Source organism: Reyranella sp. (genome assembly GCF_965249915.1).
In the GTDB taxonomy this organism is placed as follows: Bacteria; Pseudomonadota; Alphaproteobacteria; order Reyranellales; family Reyranellaceae; genus Reyranella.
The window spans coordinates 1,955,826-1,973,167 of sequence record NZ_OZ252257.1 but is presented as its reverse complement, the minus strand read 5'-3'; the positions used below and the strand labels follow the sequence as shown (position 1 = coordinate 1,973,167).

Genomic DNA, 17,342 nt, shown 5'->3' with positions numbered 1-17,342 from the left:
GTCGAACCTGCGGGCATTGCGCGGACCGATCTATCCGGCTGCGGACAGCAATCGCGCCTCGTCCCGGAGCACCGCCACTCCTAACTCTGGACCTGCACCTTTGCCCAGGTGTCCCGCAGGTCGATCGTGCGGTTGAACACCAGAGCCGTCGCTCGGCTCGCGACGTCCGGGCAGAAATAGCCCAGCCGCTCGAACTGCACGGCTTGCCCTTCAGGTATCTCCGCCAAGGAGGGCTCCAGCAGCGCGCCCGACAGGACTTCGAGCGAGCCCGGATTCAGATCGGCGTCGAGATCGCCACCGGCACCCGGGTCAGGGCGGTTGAAGAGCGTGCTGTACAATCGGATTTCGGCGGGACGTGCATCCCGGGCGGACACCCAGTGCAGGGTGGCCTTCACCTTTCGACCGTCCGCCGCGTTGCCGCCGCGACTCGCTGGATCGTAGGTGCAGCGCAGCTCGACCACGTTGCCGTCGGCATCCTTGATCACCTCGCGACAGGTGACGAGATAGGCGTAGCGCAACCTGACCTCTCGTCCGACCGCCAGCCGGAAGAATTTGTTCGACGGGTTCTCCATGAAGTCGTCGCGCTCGACGAAGATTTCCCGGCCGAAGCGAAGGGTACGTGTGCCGGCGGCCGGATCCCCCGGATGGTTGACGGCCTCCAACTCTTCGACGTGGTCTTCGGGAAAGTTCTCGATCACGAGCTTGAGCGGCCGCAGGACCGCCATACGCCGATGAGCCACCTGATTGAGCTGGTCGCGGATCGCGTGATCGAGCATGGCGAGATCGACGACGCTGTTGGCCTTGGACATGCCGATGCGCCGAACGAAGTCGCGGATCGCCTTCGGCGGCACGCCGCGGCGACGCAGGCCTGCGAGGGTCGGCATGCGCGGATCGTCCCACCCGTTCACGATGCCACGCCGCACCAGATCCGTCAGGTGGCGCTTGGAAAGGACGGTGTAGCCGATATTGAGGCGGGCGAATTCAGTCTGGCGCGGCCGCGCCGGCACCGGCAAGTGGTCGAGGAACCAGTCGTAGAGGGGACGATGGTCCGCGAACTCCAGGGTGCAAAGCGAGTGCGTGACATGCTCCAGGGCGTCGGACTGGCCATGCGCGAAATCATAGGTCGGGTAGATGCACCACTCGGTGCCGGTGCGCGGGTGAGACGCGTGCAGGATGCGATACAGGACGGGGTCGCGCAGGTTCATGTTGCCGGACGCAAGGTCGATCTTTGCGCGCAGCACGCAGGCGCCGTTGGGAAACTTTCCGGCCCGCATGTCGCGAAACAAGCCGAGATTCATTTCCACCGAGCGGTCGCGATCTGGCGAGGCGCGTCCCGGTTCGGTCAGCGTTCCCCGCATTGCCCGCATCTCGTCGGGCGGCGTGTCGTCGACATAGGCGAGGCCGGCGCGAATGAGGTGCTCGGCCCAGTCGTACAACGTCTGGAAATAGTCCGACGCGTGGTACAGATGTTCGCCCCAGTCGAAGCCGAGCCAATGTACGTCCCGCTTGATGGCGTCGATATATTCCTGCTCCTCCTTCACGGGGTTGGTATCGTCGAAGCGAAGGTGGCAGCGGCCGCCATATTCGGTGGCAATTCCGAAATTCAGGCAGATCGACTTTGCGTGGCCGAGATGCAGGTAGCCGTTCGGCTCCGGCGGAAAGCGAGTCACGATGCTTTGCACTTTTCCGCTGGCGAGATCCGACTGAACCAGGTCGCGGATGAAATCCCGCGCCTCTTCGTTCGCAGCGGCCTCCGGCATCGGCTTCTTGTCATCCATTGCGTGTCTCCCGTTCAAGCGGCGGCCGCCAGCAAACGAACCTTGCTCTCGGCGGGCCCCAGCACCGCCAGCACCTCGAAGATGCCGGGCGAGGCGGTCGAGCCGGTCAGCGCGACGCGGAGCGGCTGAGCGACCTGGCCGAGCTTCAGCCCGTTGGCCTCGGCGAACTCGCGCACGGCTTCTTCGAGCGCCTTTTCGCTCCAGTCGCTCGCCTGCGACTCCAGCGCCGGCGCGAGCTTCGCCATCACGGCACGGGCGTCGGATGTCAGGAGCGCACGGGCCTTGTCGTCGGCGATCGGCGGCGCGCCGGCGCGGGCGTAGAAGGCAAGACTGTCGGCGAGTTCGATCAGGGTGCGCGCGCGCTGCTTCACGCCGGAGAGGCCGCGCACGATGCGCTCGCGGCCAGCGGCATCGACGGTGCCCAGCTTCTCCTCGATGCGCGGCAGCACAAGCGGCAGCAGCTCGGCATCCGGCGTCTCGCGAAGATAATGCGCGTTGAGATTGGTCAGCTTGGCCATGTCGAAGCGCGAGGCCGAGCGGCCGACGCCGGCGAGGTCGAACCATTCGATCGCCTGCGCCGTGGAGATGATCTCGTCGTCGCCATGGCCCCAGCCCAGTCGCAGCAGGTAGTTGCGCAGCGCGGCGGGCAGGAAGCCCATGTCGCGATAGGCGTCGACGCCCAGCGCCCCATGGCGCTTGCTGAGCTTGGCGCCGTCGGGCCCGTGGATCAGCGGAATGTGGGCATAGACCGGCTCGGGCCAGCCCATCGCGCGGATGATCTGGAGCTGGCGGAAGGCATTGTTGAGATGATCGTCGCCGCGGATCACATGGGTCACGCCCATGTCGTGGTCGTCGACGACGACGGCCAGCATGTAGGTCGGCGTTCCGTCGGCGCGCAGCAGGATCATGTCGTCGAGCTGGGCGTTCTCGACCGTCACCTCGCCCTGCACCGCATCCTTGATGACCGTCTGGCCGGACTGCGGCGCCTTCAGGCGGACGACCGGCTTCACGTCGGCAGGGGCGTCCTTCGGATCGCGGTCGCGCCAGCGGCCGTCGTAGCGCATCGGCTTGCCGGCGGCCTTCTGAGCGGCCCGCATCTCGTCGAGTTCCTGCGGCGAGGCATAGCAGTGATAGGCATGGCCCTTGGCCAGCATCTCGTGCGCGACCTCGGCATGGCGGGCGGCGCGCGAGAACTGATAGGTGACCTCGCCGTCCCACGGCAGGCCGAGCCAGGAGAGACCGTCCAGGATCGCGGCGATCGCCGGCTCTGTCGAGCGCGCGCGATCGGTGTCTTCGATGCGCAGCAGGTACTTGCCGCCGTGGTGTTTGGCGAACAGCCAGTTGAACAAGGCCGTGCGGGCGCCGCCGATATGCAGGTAGCCGGTAGGCGAGGGGGCGAAGCGGGTAACGACGGTCATTGGCCTGGGAACTTATGCTCGGTAAGCGCGGGTTTTGCCGCAATTCGGGCGGAAAAGCGCGCCGTAGGTAGGGGAGCGTCCGGTTAGTGTCAAACCCGCGCGCCTGGATCCTGGAACAGCTTGAGGCCGAGCGTGGCCGCTGGATGCTGTGGCTTCCGGTTGCCTTGGGTCTGGGCATTGCCATCTACTACGAACTCCCCACCGAGCCGGCGCTCTGGCTCGGTCCGGCACTGGCGGCGGGATCGATTCTCATCGCTTTCCTGGCGCCGTCCGGCAGCCTCGCGCGCGCCCTGGCCATCGGCGCCGTCGCCGCATCGTCCGGCCTCGGTCTCGTCGCCTGGCGTACCGCCAGCCTCGCGGCGCCGACCCTTACCCGGCCGCTGTTCAGCCTCAACGTCGAGGGTCGGATCGCCGACATCCAGCGCCTGCCCGACGGCGTGCGCGTCGTCCTCGAAGCCGTCCGGCTCCGCGGCAACGGCGTGCCGCCGCCCGAGATGATGCCGGCCAGGGTTCGCGTGACCCTGAGCCGGGGCGCGCCGCCGCTGGCGATCGGGGACCGGCTGCTCGTGCTCGCGAACCTGTCGCCGCCGGCCGGACCCGCGGCGCCCGGCGCCTTCGATTTCCAGAGGGTCGCCTGGTATCAGCAGCTCGGTGCGGTCGGCTACGCGCTGGCGCCTGCGACCGTGATCGAACGCGGCAAGCCCGACGGGTTCGTGCGCACCATCGACTCGCTGCGCGCCGACCTGGCTGCGCGTATCCTCCACGTTTTGCCCGGTCCTGCAGGCGGCGTGGTCGCCTCGCTGCTGGTCGGCGAGCAGACGGCAGTCGACAAGGACGTGGCGCAGGCGATGCGCGATTCCGGCCTGGCGCACATCCTGTCGATCTCCGGGCTGCACATCGTCTTCGTCGTCGGCTTGGTGATGGGCCTCGTGCGTTACGGCATCGCTCTGATCCCGCCGCTTGCCCTGCGCATCGACGCCAAGAAAGTGGCGGCCGTGCTCGCGCTGATGGCCGCGCTTTTCTACACGGCGCTGGCCGGCGCGCCGGTCCCGGCGCAACGCGCCTGTGCGATGGCGGCGTTCGCGCTGCTCGCCATCCTGCTCGATCGCACGGCATTGTCGCTACGCCTCGTCGCCTGGTCGGCCGTCATCGTGCTGGTGATTGCCCCGGAGTCGCTGACCGGCGCGTCCTTCCAGATGTCGTTCGCCGCCGTCGTCGCGCTGATCGCCGGCTGGGAATCGGCGGCATCGTGGCGGCGACGCCTGCACGAGCGGGCCGAAATCTCGCGCCACCGCTGGCTTTGGCGCCTCGGCGCGGCGTTGGGCGCCAGCCTGCTCACGACCCTGATCGCCTCGGTGGCGACCGGCGCCTTCGCGGCCTACCACTTCAACCGCCTGTCGCTGCTCGGCGTCGTTGCCAACCTGCTGGGCGTGCCGCTCACCGGCTTCTGGATCATGCCCTGGGGCCTTCTCGCCATGCTCCTGATGCCGTTCGGGCTCGAGGCCGTCGCCCTGGTGCCGATGGGCTGGGGCGTCGACTGGCTCAACGCCATCGCCTTTCGCGTCGCGGCGTGGCCCGAGGCCGCGATGCTGGTGCCGTCGCTGCCCGAGGCCAGCCTGTGGCTGCTGACCGCCGGCGGTCTGTGGCTCTGCCTGTGGCGGCGACGATGGCGCTATGCCGGGCTCCCCGTGGCGGCAATCGGACTGATGCTCGGGCCGCCTCCGGCGCCCGACCTGCTGATGAGCGAGGACGGCCGCGTGCTCGGTCTGCGCGACGAGCGCGGCGTGGTGCACGTCGCCTCGGCGCGCGTCGATCGCTACGTCAGCGATTCCTGGGCGCGACGACAGGGGCAGGAGGGGGCCAAGCGCTGGACGGTCAGCGCCGACGAGCAGGCGGCCGGAATCGGCTGCAGCACGGGCCTCTGTCGCTGGCGTAAGGGACCGTGGCGCATCGCCCTGGTGAGCGACGACAAACGGCTGGCCGAGGCCTGCGGCTCGGCGGACATCGTCCTCTCGACCGTCGATGCACAGGCGCGCTGTCGCGGGCCACGGCTCGTCATCGACCGACGAGATGCCTGGAAGGACGGCGCGCACGCGCTGTGGCTCGACGATCTCAACGTACGGCGTGAGACCGCCAACGGCCGTCGCGGCGACCGACCATGGGTTCCCAACAGCTCGATGCGTCAGACCGTCCCGGTCAAGGCACCCGGAGCATAGTTTCCTCCTGCGTGTATTGCAGAACGGCGCGCCCATGCTAGTTGTACCTGGCATAGGGGGAATACGAATGAAGTGGATCGTCGTCGCGTCGGTGCTGCTCCTGGCGGCCTGCAATCCCGCGGAGCGGATGACTTACCAGGTGAAGGGCGTAGGAACCGGCTATGACACGGTCCGGGAGGACAAGATTCCCGGCGCGTTCCGCGCCCAGGGCGTCTACGATCCCAAGGACCCGAAGGTCAGCGGCGAAGAGGTGAAGTGGCGGACCTTGTACAACGGCTTGGAAAGCGCCCAGAAAGCCGGTTACGACCTAGCCACCTTCAACGCCTATACGGCGATGCTTACGCTCACGCGTTCCAGCCGCTCCTATAGCTTCGTCGAAGGCCAGTATCCGGGCTTCACCTTCATCGTGCGCGGCTACAAGTCTGATGGCGAGCATCCGGCGAACGCAAAGCCGATCGCAGCCCTGATGGACGAAGCCAACCGGCGGGCCTTCGCGGCCGTGAAGCCCCCGCCGCAGCCCCAGCCGTGATAGCGCCGGCGCTAGTGATAGCGCCGGTATAGTCCTGCAAGGCGTCCCTGGATCTTGACCCGGTCGGGTCCGAAGATGCGCGTCTCGTAGGCGGCGTTCGCCGGCTCCAGCGCGACCGACGCGCCCTTCTTGCGCAGCCGCTTGAGGGTCGCCTCGGTGTCGTCGATCAGGGCCACGACGATCTCGCCGGACTCGGCGGTGTCGGCGCTCTTGATGATGGCGATATCGCCGTTCTGGATGCCGGCCTCGATCATCGAGTCGCCCTGGACTTCGAGGCAGTAGTGGGCGCCCGAGCCCAGCAGCGAAACCGGGACGTCCACGGTCGTCGAATTGTCGCGCAGCGCCTCGATCGGAGTACCGGCGGCGATCCGGCCGTAGAGAGGCAGGCTGAGTGCCTGGGCCTCGTTGGCAGCCATGATGGCGCCGGCCAGCGGTACGCGGTCGGCGCGCACGATCTGAGGCACGAAGCCTTCGCGCGGTTCGGAGAATCCGGCGCGGCGGGCGTCGGCGAGCAGAGGGGTCACGTTGGGCGCCGGCATCGCCGCGCTCTCCGGGAGCTTCACGACCTGCAGCGCGCGTGCGCGATGCGGCAGGCGGCGCAGGAAGCCGCGCTCCTCCAGCCCGGTGATGAGGCGATGGATGCCGGACTTCGACTTCAGTCGCAGCGCTTCCTTCATCTCGTCGAAGGAGGGCGACACGCCGTCATCGTTGAGCCGCTTGTTGATGAACAGGAGCAGTTCGTTTTGCTTGCGGGTTAGCACCGTCTTCTCCCCAGAACGCCTACCGGATTTAGGAACAAATCCTGAAACCCGGCACATGTTCTAGTTTGGTTCCTGTTCTGGGTCAAGTTTTCCCGGATTTCCGGTGCATCACACGGCGCCATTGTCGTCAGGGTGAGCCTCGAAGAACGGCCGGCAGGACGAACCCATTGAGGATTGCCGACGGGATGACCGCCTGCAGCGGGCTCCCGCCCTGGCCGCTCCCGTAGTGGCCGGCGGTGATGGCGAACACCAGGTCGAGCGCCGGCACGATGTAGAGGCGCTGCCCGCCTAGGCCGAACGCCGCGGTCCAGGTGAGTTCGTGTCCGCCGCTGAAGCTTCGGCCCAGCCACCATTGATAACCGTAGAAGTACAGACCTTCGCCGTTGATCCGGGGCGTGGCCGACTCGGCCGCCCAACCCGGCGGGAGCACGCGCCGGCCGTTCCACTGTCCGTCGGTCAGCATGATCTGGCCTAGCTTGAGCATGTCACGCGGCCGCAAACGCAGGCCCCCGGCCGCGCCCATTTTGTGACTGACGCCCATCTCGTCCCAGTCGAAGTCGGAAACCTCGAGCGGTGCGAAGAGCTTCTCGCGTGCATAGTCGTTCAGCGACCGACCGGTGCCCTTGACCAATGCGGCCGCCAGCAGCGCCGTGGCGCCGCCGTTGTATGCGTAGACGGTGCCCGGCGCCGCGGCCATCGGTTGGGACAGCAGGTAGCGGAAAGGGTCGGCCGCCTCGACCAGGCCGTACTCGTTGCTGAGCGGATCGGCGTATCCTCGGCTCTCGTCCCATTTCAGCCCGGCCGACATGGTGAGCAGGTCGCGGAAGGTGATGCGCCGCTTCTCCGGTGTCGCCAAGTCGCCGTATTGCGGGAAAGCGTCGAACACCGACGAGTCCAGCGCCGGGAACCTGCCCTCGGCCAATGCGATGCCAACCAGCAGCGAGGTGACGCTCTTGGAGACCGAGCGCATGTCATGCTTCACATCGGCCGCGAATCGCACGATGCCCAAGGGGCGTGCCATGCGCTCGTCGACGCCGGCGTAATAGCGCTCCATCACCAGCTTGCCGTGGCGTGCGATCAGCACCGCGTGGATGTTCCGTCCGGGCCACTGCGAAATGAACGCATCGAGGCCGCACAAGGCCTTTGCGTCCATCGCGACGTCCGCCGGTGCGGCCACCGCCCAGCCGTCTGCGAGCGACGCCGGCGTGCCACATTCCCTTGGCTCCTGGGCGCTGGCCGGCGCCGCCATAGCGGCGAGCGCCAGGGCGGCCATGATGATCGTGCGCCGGATATACCTCATGGAACACCGGGGGCGCTGCGCGTCGGAACGATCGTCGCGGGTTGCCGGGGCCGCCAGCCCGGGGGACCGAACAGGTAGCCCCAACCCTCGCGCCAGGAGCGGGCGGCGCGCAGGTCGCTGGCGAGGTTGAGCCACTCGTGGAACGCGATCCGGATCGGATTGTGGGAGATCAGCGGCTTCACGAGCCCGTAGCGGCAGGGCAGGTCGGCGCGTTCGCCGACGTAGGTGCCGAACAGGCGGTCGAAGACGATCAGCACGCCGCCGTAGTTGGCGTCGATATAGTCGTGGTTGGAGGCGTGGTGGACGCGGTGGTGGGAGGGCGTGTTGAGGACGTATTCCAGCCACCCCAGCTTGGGCACCCATTCGGTGTGCAGCCAGAACTGATAGAGCAGGTTGAGGGCCAGGGCGGCGAAGACGGCCTTCGGGGCGAAGCCCAGCCAGATCATGGGCACGAAGAAGAGGGCGTTGCCGGCAATCCTGCCGGTCCACCCGAATCGATAGGCAATGCCAAGATTGAATTCGTTCGGTGAGTGATGCACGGCATGCGTCGCCCAGAACCAGCGCACCCGATGGGCGGCGCGATGATACCAGTAGTAACAGAACTCCTGTCCCAGGAAGAGCAAGGCGAAGCTGGCCACGCCGTTCAGAGGGACTGTCGTCAGCCGATGCTGCCAGGCGAACTCGATGAAGGGCGCGGCCAGGCTGATGCCCACGAACGCATAGACCAGATACTCCCGAACCAGCACGTCGGTGAGCGACGCGGCGAAGGACAGCCAGTCGTAGGGACGCCGGGCGACGAAGGTCAGGATCAGGCCTTCGAGGCTGGCCAGGGCGATGACTGCGGGCAGGGACCAGGTGAGAAGGGTGGACAGCGTCATGGACGGGCCTTTGCGGAGGGCGATGCGGGAGCAGATTGCGTCCCGCCCTCCGTCAGGTCTCGCCGGTTTCAGCACTCCGTTGGCCGATTCCCTGAATCGGCCCGTCATTTCGCGATTCGGCCTGCTTGCGATAGGCCGTCGGCGTCATCCCGGTATGCGCCTTGAAGGCCCGGTTGAAGGGCCCGATCGACTGGAATCCCGAATCGAGCGCGATCGTGAGGATCGGGACGTCCGCCTGGCCGGGATCGGCCAGGGCCGCCATCGCCTCGGCCAGACGGTAGCCGTTCACGAAGCTGCTGAAGTTGCGATGGCCGAGGCGCTGATTGATCAACCGGCGCAGCCGGTACTCAGGCACGCCCAGCGCGGCGACCAGCAGGTTCAGTCCAAACCCTTCCTGGCGATAGATCTTCTCGTCTTCCATCAGCTGGCGCAGGCGCGCCAGAAGGGCCTCCTCCTGGGTGTCGACGGCAGCGCCGGAGGACGGCGCATCCTCCGGCGCCGGCGGGCGGGTCTCGATCGGCGAGGGCTCGAAAATGGGGCGGGCCGCCCGCAGCCCGACCATGGCGAAGGCAACGGCGAGAGCGGCCAGGATCGACGCCTCGACTGTCCGGCTGGTCGGGTCGAGGGGCTGGCCGCGGCCCAGCATGTTCATGAGCAGGACACCGCCTGCGTACAGAACCGCCAGACCCACCAGCACGGGGCGCAGGCGGCGGCGGCGCTCCACGAGATCGTCGCGCAGGCCGGCCAGTACGCGCCAGGCGGTGAGGAGCACGAACGACAGTCCGATCAGGTCTTCCGCCGTGGCCATCCAGGGGCGCCACTGACAGATGCCCACAATGCCGAGGATCGGCAGAAGCGCCCACGCCGCCGCGTCCCGCCAGGAGGGACGGAAATCATCGACGAACTGCGCGCCCGCCCAGATCCACAGCAGCGCTGGTGTGCCCATCGCCACCAGCATGACCGGCCACAGCCAGGGTGAACGGGCGCCGGTGACCGACAGAACAGCGGTGGCTGCCACGCTGAGCGCGAGCAGACCGCCGAAAGGTCCCGTCGTCATGTGCCGCCGGTCGCGCAGCAGCAACAGGCCCGTCAGGAGCAGGATTGCCGCGGTTCCGCTCTTGAGAACGAGTTCGACGGGCGGCATCGCTCGATTCGCTTTTCGAGCGCCTGGCTCAGTACCCGCCCGGCAGGCCGTGGAGGTCGACGACCTGTACCGTGTCGCCCGCCTTGCGCGCGGGATCGTGCGGCGGGCGGACCATCAGCCCGTCGCAGGCGGCCAGAACCGACAGCATCGAACTGTCCTGCACCGGGTGGGGATCGACGGTGAGGGTGCCGTCGGCGCTGCGGCCGAGGCGGGAGCGGACATAGTCTTCGCGCTGGTCGTTCTGCTTCACGTCGATCGCGAGGCGGGCGGGCTGGGTCCGCACCAGGTCGCCCGGCTGGCCCATCATCCGCTCCAGGGCGGGCTTCAGGAACAGGAGCGCGCAGACCATGGTGGAAACCGGATTGCCCGGCAGGCCGAGCACGCGCGCGCGGTCCCGCGCGGCGAACATCAGCGGCTTGCCGGGGCGCATGGCGATCTTCCAGAAATCCATGTCGAAGCCCTGGGCCTTGAGCGCGCCCTGCACCAGATCGTGGTCGCCGACCGAGGCGCCGCCGAGTGTGATCAGCAGGTCGTGCTGCGCACCGGCTTCGATGCAGCTCTCGATCAGCCTGGCATCGTCGCGCGCGATGTCGAACAACGTGGCCTCGCCGCCCCAGCCGCGCACCAGCGCCGCGACGGCGATGCCGGAGGAGGAGACGATCTGGTTGCGACCGACCGGCTCGCCCGGCATCACCAGTTCGTCGCCGGTCGACAGGATGGCGACCCGCGGCTTGCGATGGACCGAGAGCCACGGGTGGTTCATCGCGGCCGCCAGGGCGAGGTCGCGCGTCGTCAGCGTGCGGCCCACTGCGAGCGGCGTATCGCCGACCGAGAAATCCAGTCCGGCCTTGCGCACGTGGCGGCCGAGCCGCGGCGCCTCGAGGATGGCGATGTTCGTGCCATCGGCTTTGGTGTCTTCCTGGATCACGATCGAGTCGGCACCCATCGGCAGCGGGCCGCCGGTGAAGATGCGCACGGCTTCGCCGGCCTTCAGGGTCTGATCGTAGGAGCCGCCGGCCGGCGCCTGGCCCACCAGCGTGAGTGTCGCGGGGGCAGCCGCCACGTCGGCCGCGCGCACGGCATAGCCGTCCATCGCCGAAAGATCCGTCGGCGGCTGCGTCAGTCGCGCCTTCGGCGAGACAGCAAGAACGCGGCCCGCGGCTTCGGCGACGGACACGGTTTCCGACGGCAGCGGAGAGAAGGCCGCGATCACGCGGGCATGGGCATCACGAACGGAAAGCATTCCCGGCCTCATTGCTGGGGGCGCGCGACTCCGGTCGCGCGGCTTTGGCGGTGCCAGGGAAGATCGCGCCACTGGAGTGGCGCGCGCCCAGCGAAGAAAGACAGTCTAAGCATCCCACGTTCCAGATTTGCCGCCGGACTTGTGGAGGAGCTTCACTTCGGAGATCACCATGCCGCGGTCGACCGCCTTGCACATGTCGTAGACGGTGAGGGCGGCGACGGAGGCAGCGGTCAGCGCTTCCATCTCGACGCCGGTGCGGCCCTTCAGCTTGCAGGTCGCCTCGATGTCGACCGCCTTGCGCTTCGCGTCGAGCGACAGTTTCACGTCGACCGACGACAGCGCCAGCGGATGGCAGAGCGGGATCAGGTCGGGCGTTTTCTTCGCCGCCATGATGCCGGCGAGCTGCGCCACCGCGAGCACGTCGCCTTTCTTGGCCTTCTTGTCGCGGATGAGCTTCAGCGTGGCGGCCTGCATAGTGACGCTGGCGCGGGCCACGGCGACACGCTCGCTGATCTCCTTGTCGCCGACATCGACCATGCGGGCGTTGCCGCCCTCGTCGAAATGGGTGAGCGCCGCCTTGCGCGTCATGCCGCCTCGCGCACCAGCATCTCGCGGACCGCCGCCTCGACGTCGGGCTTGCGCATGAAGCTCTCGCCGATCAGGAAGGCCGAGGCGCCGACCTTGGCCATACGCGCGAGATCGGCGGGAGAACCCAGGCCGCTCTCGGCCACCAGCACGCGGTCCTTCGGCACCAGCGGCGCCAGCTTCTCGGTCGTGGCGAGATCGACGGCGAGCGTCTTGAGGTTGCGGTTGTTGACGCCGATGAGGTCGGCATCGACCTGCAGTGCGCGTTCGAGCTCGGGCGCGTCGTGCACCTCGACCAGAACGTCCATGCCCCACTTGTGCGCCAGCTTCGCCAGCTCGGCTGCCATCGCGTCGTCGAGGCAGGCCATGATGAGCAGGATGCAGTCGGCGCCCAGCGCCCGGGCTTCCGGCACCTGATAGGGATCGATCATGAAATCCTTGCGCAGGACCGGCAGCTTCACCGCCGCGCGCGCCTGCGTCAGGAACTCGTCCTTGCCCTGGAAGTAGGGCTGGTCGGTCAGGATCGACAGGCAGGTGGCGCCACCGCGTTCATAGGACCGGGCGAGGGAAGGCGGGTCGAAATCCTCGCGGATCAGTCCCTTGCTGGGCGACGCCTTCTTGATCTCGGCGATCAGGCCGTAGCGGCCGTCGGCGATCGTGGCCTTGAGCGCCTTGGCGAAGCCGCGCGGCGAATCGGTGTCGCGGGCCAGGTTCTCGACGACCCTGAGCGAGCGTTGCGACATGCGCCCGGCCACATGGCGCTTCTTGTCGGCAACGATCCTGTCGAGCGTGTCGCTCATGCGCAAATCCTCTTCAATGTCGCCAGCGCGTCCCTGGCCTTGCCGCTGTCGATCGACTGGGCGGCCAGGGCCGCGCCTTCCTTCAGATCCTTAGCCTTGCCCGCGACCATGATCGCGGCGGCGCTGTTTAGCAGGACGATGTCGCGGAAGGCGTTCTTCGCGCCGTCCAGCAGCGCGTGGATCGCCTCGGCATTGTGCGCCGCGTCGCCGCCCTTGAGCTCGTCGAGCGTGGCGCGCTTCACGCCGATCTCCTCCGGCGCGATCTCGATCTCGGTCACCTTGCCGTTCTCGAGTGAGGCGGCCCAGCTCTTGGTCGTCGTGGTGAGCTCGTCCATGCCGTCCTGGCCGTTGACGACCAGCGCGCGTTCCAGCCCAAGCTGGCCCAGCGCCTGCGCGACAGGCTTCAACCAGCGGCGGTCGAACACGCCCACGAGCTGCCGCTTGACCAGGGCAGGGTTCGACATCGGGCCGAGCAGGTTGAAGATGGTGCGCGACGGCGCCAGCTCGACCCGCGGGCCCGCGACGTTGCGCATGGCGCTGTGATGGCGCGGCGCCATCAGGAAGCAGACCTTGGCTTCGACCAGGGCCTGCTCGAGTTTCTCGATCGGGACTTCAAGCCCGATGCCCAGCGCGGAGAGCACGTCGGCTGCGCCGGACTTCGAGGTGAAGGCACGGTTGCCGTGCTTGGCCACCGGAATGCCGGCGCCTGCCACGACGAACGCCGAGCAGGAGGAGACGTTGTAGGTGCCGTGATGGTCACCGCCGGTACCCACGATGTCGATGGTGCCTTCGGGCGCCTTCACGCGCAGCACCTTGGCCCTGAGCGCCCGCGAGCCGCCGGCCAGTTCCTCGGCCGTCTCGCCGCGGACCTTCAGGCCCATCAGGAAGGCGCCCATCTGGGCAGGCGTCGCGTCGCCCGAGGTCATGATGTCGAAGGCGCGCTCTGCCTCGTCGATGCCCAGGGTCTCGCCGTTCCCCACCTTGGCCAGAAGGCCGCGAAAATCGTTTATGTCGCCGCTCACCAGAACCCCGTGCTTTTGCCTCTTGCCGGTTCGGCCGGCCGGCGCGAAGCTATATCACATGGCTCAAGAACTCATCCTCAAGGTCACTGGCATGGATTGCGACGGCTGCGTAAAGGCCGTCACCCGTGCCGCCACCGGCGCCGGCACGGCGCCTCTCTCCGTCGACTTGAAGAGCGGCGAGATGCGGCTCCCCGAGGGCGCCGACGTCCCGGCGATCACCAAGGCGATCCAGCGAGCAGGCTTCGGCGTAGCGCCCTAGCCCATCGGATCGGATGAGAAGTCAGCCGTAAGTCGCTGATTTCAAGCATCTTTTAAAGATCGATGGTCAAATTTCGGAATGGTCTTGTCAAAATAGTAAGCAAGCTTATCTTAAGGAAACTTAGAAGATAGGCTCATGGAACTTCCCGAACGCAATCTTGGTTTCCTGCTGCACGATGTGGCGCGCCTGATGCGCAAGCGCTTCGAGCAGAACGCGCGCGACCTCGGTCTGACGCGCTCGCAGTGCCAGGTTCTGGCGCATCTGGCGCGCAACGAGGGCATCCAGCAGAGCGGATTGGCCGACCTCCTCGAAATCGAGCCGATCACCCTGACCCGGCTGCTCGACCGGCTGGAGGAGGCAGATCTCGTGGAACGCCGGGCCCATGCGACCGACCGGCGCATCCGCCAGCTCTACCTGACCGAGAAGGCCCATCCGCTGCTGGCCGACATTTTCACCATAGGAGCCGCGACCCGCGGGGAGGCGTTGGAAGGCGTCGCCGAGGAAGATCGCGACCGTTTGTTTGCCCTGCTGTCGAGCATGAAGGCCAATCTTCTGGCCAGGGCTGCGCCGGCGGCGGCCGAGAGGAGTACGAGTAATGGCTGACAGGAGTTCCTTCCGTCGCAGCGCCGACGAGGTCACGGCCCCCGTGCCGGCGGCCAACGATGCCGACCAGCTTGCGGCCGAGAAGCTGCTGCAGCGCTTCGACACCGCCGCCGCGCGGCCGAAGGACAAGGCGAAGGAGGGCCGCAAGCCACGCAACCTGCGCCGTATCCTGCTCATCCTGGGACCCGCCGTCGTCCTTGCCGGCAGCCTGTTCGCCTACATGACGGGCGGCCGCTACATCTCGACCGACAACGCCTATGTCCATGCCGGCAAGCTCACCGTGGCGACCGACGTTTCCGGCATCGTGGCCAACGTGGCCGTGCATGAGAGTCAGAGGGTGGAGAAGGGCCAGGTCCTGTTCACCCTGGACCAGGAGCCGTTCAGGATCGCGCTGGCCGGCGCGGAGGCCAATCTCGGCACCGTGCGCAACCAGATCCTGACGCAGCAGGCGACCTATCGCCAGAAGCTCGCCCAGATCGAGCAGGCGAAGACCGACATCGGCTTCTTCGAGACCAGCGCGCAGCGTCAGCAGGACCTGCTGAAGCGCGGGGTCTCGGCCCAGGCGACCTTCGACCAGGCCAAGCGCGACCTCGATACGGCGCGCGAGCGACTGCTGGTGGCGCAGCACGATGCCGAGGCGACGCTGGGGCAGCTCGGCGGCCGGGCCGATGCGCCGATCGAGCAGAATGCGAACTATCTCGCGGCCCAGGCGCAGGTCGACAAGGCGCGCCGCGACCTCAACCGCACGACGGTCGTGGCGCCGATGCCCGGCATCGTCACCAACGTCGACGCGCTGCTGCCCGGGGAGTACCTGCCCGCAGCGCAGGCGGCGTTCAGCCTCATCTCGACGCAGGACGTCTGGGTCGAGGCCAATCCGAAGGAGTCCGACCTTGCGAACCTGAAGCCGGGCGACAAGGCGACCGTGTCGATCGATGCCTATCCGGGCCGCGAGTGGCAGGCGACCGTCACCAGCCTCGCGCCGGCGACGGGCGCGGAGTTCTCCGTGCTGCCGGCCCAGAATGCGACGGGCAACTGGGTGAAGGTCGTGCAGCGCGTGCCGATCCGCCTCGGTGTCGAGATGCCGGAAGGCGCACCGCCGCTGCGCACCGGCATGAGCGCCTATGTCGAGATCGACACCGGCCACCACCGCCAACTCCGAGACCTGTTCAGCGGGTTCTGATCCGCTGGGGGCGTGCCACTCCAGTGGCGCGATCATGTCTTGAACCAGGAGAATGGCGCGTCCCTGGAGTGGCGCGCCCCCAGCCATGAGCAACGCCACCTCCAAACCCCTCCCTCAGCACATCGTGCCGCTGACGCTCTGCGTCATGCTGGCCACGATCATGCAGGCGCTGGACACGACCATCGCCAACGTGGCGCTGCCTTACATGCAGGGCTCGCTGTCGGCGACGACCGACCAGATCAACTGGGTGCTGACTTCCTACATCGTGGCGGCAGCCATCGCGACGCCGGTGACCGGCTTCCTCGAGGCGCGGCTCGGCCGCAAGCGGCTGTTCCAGATCGCGGTCGCGGGCTTCACCGGCGCCTCGGTTCTGTGTGGCATTGCGACCTCGCTGCCGGAGATGGTGGCCTTCCGTCTGCTGCAGGGCCTGTTTGGCGCCTCTTTGGTGCCGCTGTCGCAGGCGGTGCTGCTCGATTCCTACCCCAAGGAGAAACATGGCTCGGCCATGGCGCTGTGGGGCATGGGCGTCATGGTGGGCCCCATCCTCGGGCCGACCCTGGGCGGCTGGCTGACCGAGGCCTACAACTGGCGCTGGGTGTTCTACATCAACGTGCCGATCGGTCTGGTCACCTTCCTCGGCCTCTCGGCCTATCTCGAGGAGACCAAGACCCGCCGCGATTCGTTCGACTGGTTCGGCTTCCTGATGCTCAGCCTTGCCATCGGCTCGTTCCAGATGATGCTCGACCGCGGCGAGCAGATCGACTGGTTCTCCTCGACCGAGATCGTGGTCGAGGCCGTGCTGGCCGCGCTCGCCTTCTATCTGTTCCTCGTCCAGACCTTCACGGTGAAGCAGCCCTTCATCGATCCCAGCATCTTCAAGGACCGCAACTTCTCGGTCGGGCTGTGCTTCATCTTCGTGGTCGGCATCATTCTGCTGGCCTCGCTGGCGCTGATCACGCCCTACCTGCAGAACCTGATGGGTTATCCGGTGGTCACGGCGGGCCTGATCCTGGCACCGCGCGGCATGGGCACGATGCTGGCGATGATGCTGGTCGGCCGCATGATCAACCGGGTCGATCCGCGGCTGCTGCTGGCCGCCGGGCTGCTGATCACCGCGGCGGTGCTGTGGGAGATGACGGGCTTCACGCCGAACGTGTCCGAATGGACGCTGATCCGCACCGGCGTGCTGCAGGGCATGGGGCTGGGCTTCATGTTCGTGCCGCTGTCCACCATCACCTTCGCCACCCTGCCGGGCCATCTGCGCACCCAGGGGACGGCGCTCTACAGCCTGATGCGCAATATCGGGTCGAGCATCGGCATCTCGATGGTGATCTTCCTGCTGACGCGCAACACGCAGCTCGTCCATGCCGAGCTGGCGGGCCAGGTGACCCCGTTCAACGACGCGCTGGGCCAGGCGGGGCCGTCGCAGTTCTGGAACATGGCGACGACGGTGGGCCGCGCGACGCTCAACGCCGAGGTGAACAAGCAGGCGGCCGTCATAGCCTATGCCAACGACTTCAAGCTGATGATGCTGGTGGCCCTTTTGGCGCTGCCGCTGATCCTGCTGCTGCGCAAGGCCAAGGGGCAGGGCGGTGCGGGCCACGCGGTCCTTGAGTAGAGTCGCGC

Annotated in this window: 16 protein-coding genes; 6 read left to right on the top strand and 10 right to left on the bottom strand. The window is 67.4% G+C overall.

What is annotated here, in order from left to right; all coding sequences use genetic code 11:
• Positions 1–80 precede the first annotated feature (80 nt).
• Positions 81–1,778 carry a glutamine--tRNA ligase/YqeY domain fusion protein gene (locus ACP15H_RS09885; protein ID WP_425066022.1) on the bottom strand — a complete coding sequence of 566 codons (1,698 nt, stop codon included), beginning with the start codon at positions 1,776–1,778 and terminating at the stop codon, positions 81–83.
• Between the two features lie 14 nt (positions 1,779–1,792).
• Positions 1,793–3,196, bottom strand: coding sequence for a glutamate--tRNA ligase (gltX, locus tag ACP15H_RS09880; protein WP_425066021.1), 1,404 nt, complete (start codon positions 3,194–3,196; stop codon positions 1,793–1,795).
• An 86-nt stretch (positions 3,197–3,282) separates the two neighbouring features.
• Here gltX and ACP15H_RS09875 point away from each other — a divergent pair, with 86 nt between their 5' ends.
• Together ACP15H_RS09875 and ACP15H_RS09870 are read left to right on the top strand one after the other, a co-directional pair.
• Positions 3,283–5,412, top strand: coding sequence for a ComEC/Rec2 family competence protein (locus tag ACP15H_RS09875; RefSeq protein ID WP_425066020.1), 2,130 nt, complete (start codon positions 3,283–3,285; stop codon positions 5,410–5,412).
• 67 nt (positions 5,413–5,479) lie between these two features.
• The gene (locus tag ACP15H_RS09870; protein ID WP_425066019.1) at positions 5,480–5,941 is read left to right on the top strand and encodes a hypothetical protein; all 462 of its coding nucleotides are present in this window, start codon (positions 5,480–5,482) and stop codon (positions 5,939–5,941) included.
• Positions 5,942–5,952: 11 nt separating this feature from the next.
• Here the strand turns inward: ACP15H_RS09870 and lexA are convergent, their stop codons facing one another.
• From lexA to trpD, 8 genes are all read right to left on the bottom strand, one after another.
• Positions 5,953–6,702, bottom strand: coding sequence for a transcriptional repressor LexA (lexA, locus tag ACP15H_RS09865; RefSeq protein ID WP_425066018.1), 750 nt, complete (start codon positions 6,700–6,702; stop codon positions 5,953–5,955).
• Between the two features lie 127 nt (positions 6,703–6,829).
• The gene (locus ACP15H_RS09860; RefSeq protein WP_425066017.1) at positions 6,830–8,002 is read right to left on the bottom strand and encodes a serine hydrolase domain-containing protein; all 1,173 of its coding nucleotides are present in this window, start codon (positions 8,000–8,002) and stop codon (positions 6,830–6,832) included.
• The gene (locus ACP15H_RS09855; protein WP_425066016.1) at positions 7,999–8,880 is read right to left on the bottom strand and encodes a sterol desaturase family protein; all 882 of its coding nucleotides are present in this window, start codon (positions 8,878–8,880) and stop codon (positions 7,999–8,001) included. Before ACP15H_RS09855 ends, ACP15H_RS09860 begins: the two co-directional genes overlap by 4 nt.
• A 52-nt stretch (positions 8,881–8,932) precedes the next feature.
• Complete coding sequence (locus ACP15H_RS09850; RefSeq protein ID WP_425066015.1) at positions 8,933–10,024, bottom strand: helix-turn-helix domain-containing protein; 1,092 nt, start codon at positions 10,022–10,024, stop codon at positions 8,933–8,935.
• A gap of 28 nt (positions 10,025–10,052) precedes the next feature.
• Positions 10,053–11,267, bottom strand: a complete 1,215-nt coding sequence (glp, locus tag ACP15H_RS09845; RefSeq protein ID WP_425066014.1) for a gephyrin-like molybdotransferase Glp — start codon at positions 11,265–11,267, stop codon at positions 10,053–10,055.
• A gap of 105 nt (positions 11,268–11,372) precedes the next feature.
• Positions 11,373–11,855 carry a cyclic pyranopterin monophosphate synthase MoaC gene (moaC, locus tag ACP15H_RS09840; protein WP_425066013.1) on the bottom strand — a complete coding sequence of 161 codons (483 nt, stop codon included), beginning with the start codon at positions 11,853–11,855 and terminating at the stop codon, positions 11,373–11,375.
• On the bottom strand, positions 11,852–12,652 hold the full coding sequence (gene trpC, locus ACP15H_RS09835; RefSeq protein WP_425066012.1) for an indole-3-glycerol phosphate synthase TrpC: 801 nt from the start codon (positions 12,650–12,652) through the stop codon (positions 11,852–11,854). The genes moaC and trpC overlap by 4 nt, the downstream gene beginning before the upstream one ends.
• Complete coding sequence (gene trpD / locus ACP15H_RS09830) at positions 12,649–13,662, bottom strand: anthranilate phosphoribosyltransferase (protein ID WP_425069879.1); 1,014 nt, start codon at positions 13,660–13,662, stop codon at positions 12,649–12,651. Before trpD ends, trpC begins: the two co-directional genes overlap by 4 nt.
• A gap of 70 nt (positions 13,663–13,732) precedes the next feature.
• Here trpD and ACP15H_RS09825 point away from each other — a divergent pair, with 70 nt between their 5' ends.
• The 4 genes from ACP15H_RS09825 (at position 13,733) to ACP15H_RS09810 (ending at position 17,334) form a co-directional block, all read left to right on the top strand.
• Positions 13,733–13,933 (top strand): heavy-metal-associated domain-containing protein, encoded by a 201-nt coding sequence (locus ACP15H_RS09825; protein WP_296331134.1) that lies wholly within the window; start codon positions 13,733–13,735, stop codon positions 13,931–13,933.
• Positions 13,934–14,068: 135 nt separating this feature from the next.
• Positions 14,069–14,536 carry a MarR family winged helix-turn-helix transcriptional regulator gene (locus ACP15H_RS09820; protein WP_425066011.1) on the top strand — a complete coding sequence of 156 codons (468 nt, stop codon included), beginning with the start codon at positions 14,069–14,071 and terminating at the stop codon, positions 14,534–14,536.
• Positions 14,529–15,716, top strand: a complete 1,188-nt coding sequence (locus ACP15H_RS09815) for an HlyD family secretion protein (RefSeq protein ID WP_425066010.1) — start codon at positions 14,529–14,531, stop codon at positions 15,714–15,716. The genes ACP15H_RS09820 and ACP15H_RS09815 overlap by 8 nt, the downstream gene beginning before the upstream one ends.
• An 85-nt stretch (positions 15,717–15,801) precedes the next feature.
• Positions 15,802–17,334, top strand: coding sequence for a DHA2 family efflux MFS transporter permease subunit (locus ACP15H_RS09810; RefSeq protein WP_425066009.1), 1,533 nt, complete (start codon positions 15,802–15,804; stop codon positions 17,332–17,334).
• The last annotated feature ends 8 nt before the right edge of the window (positions 17,335–17,342 follow it).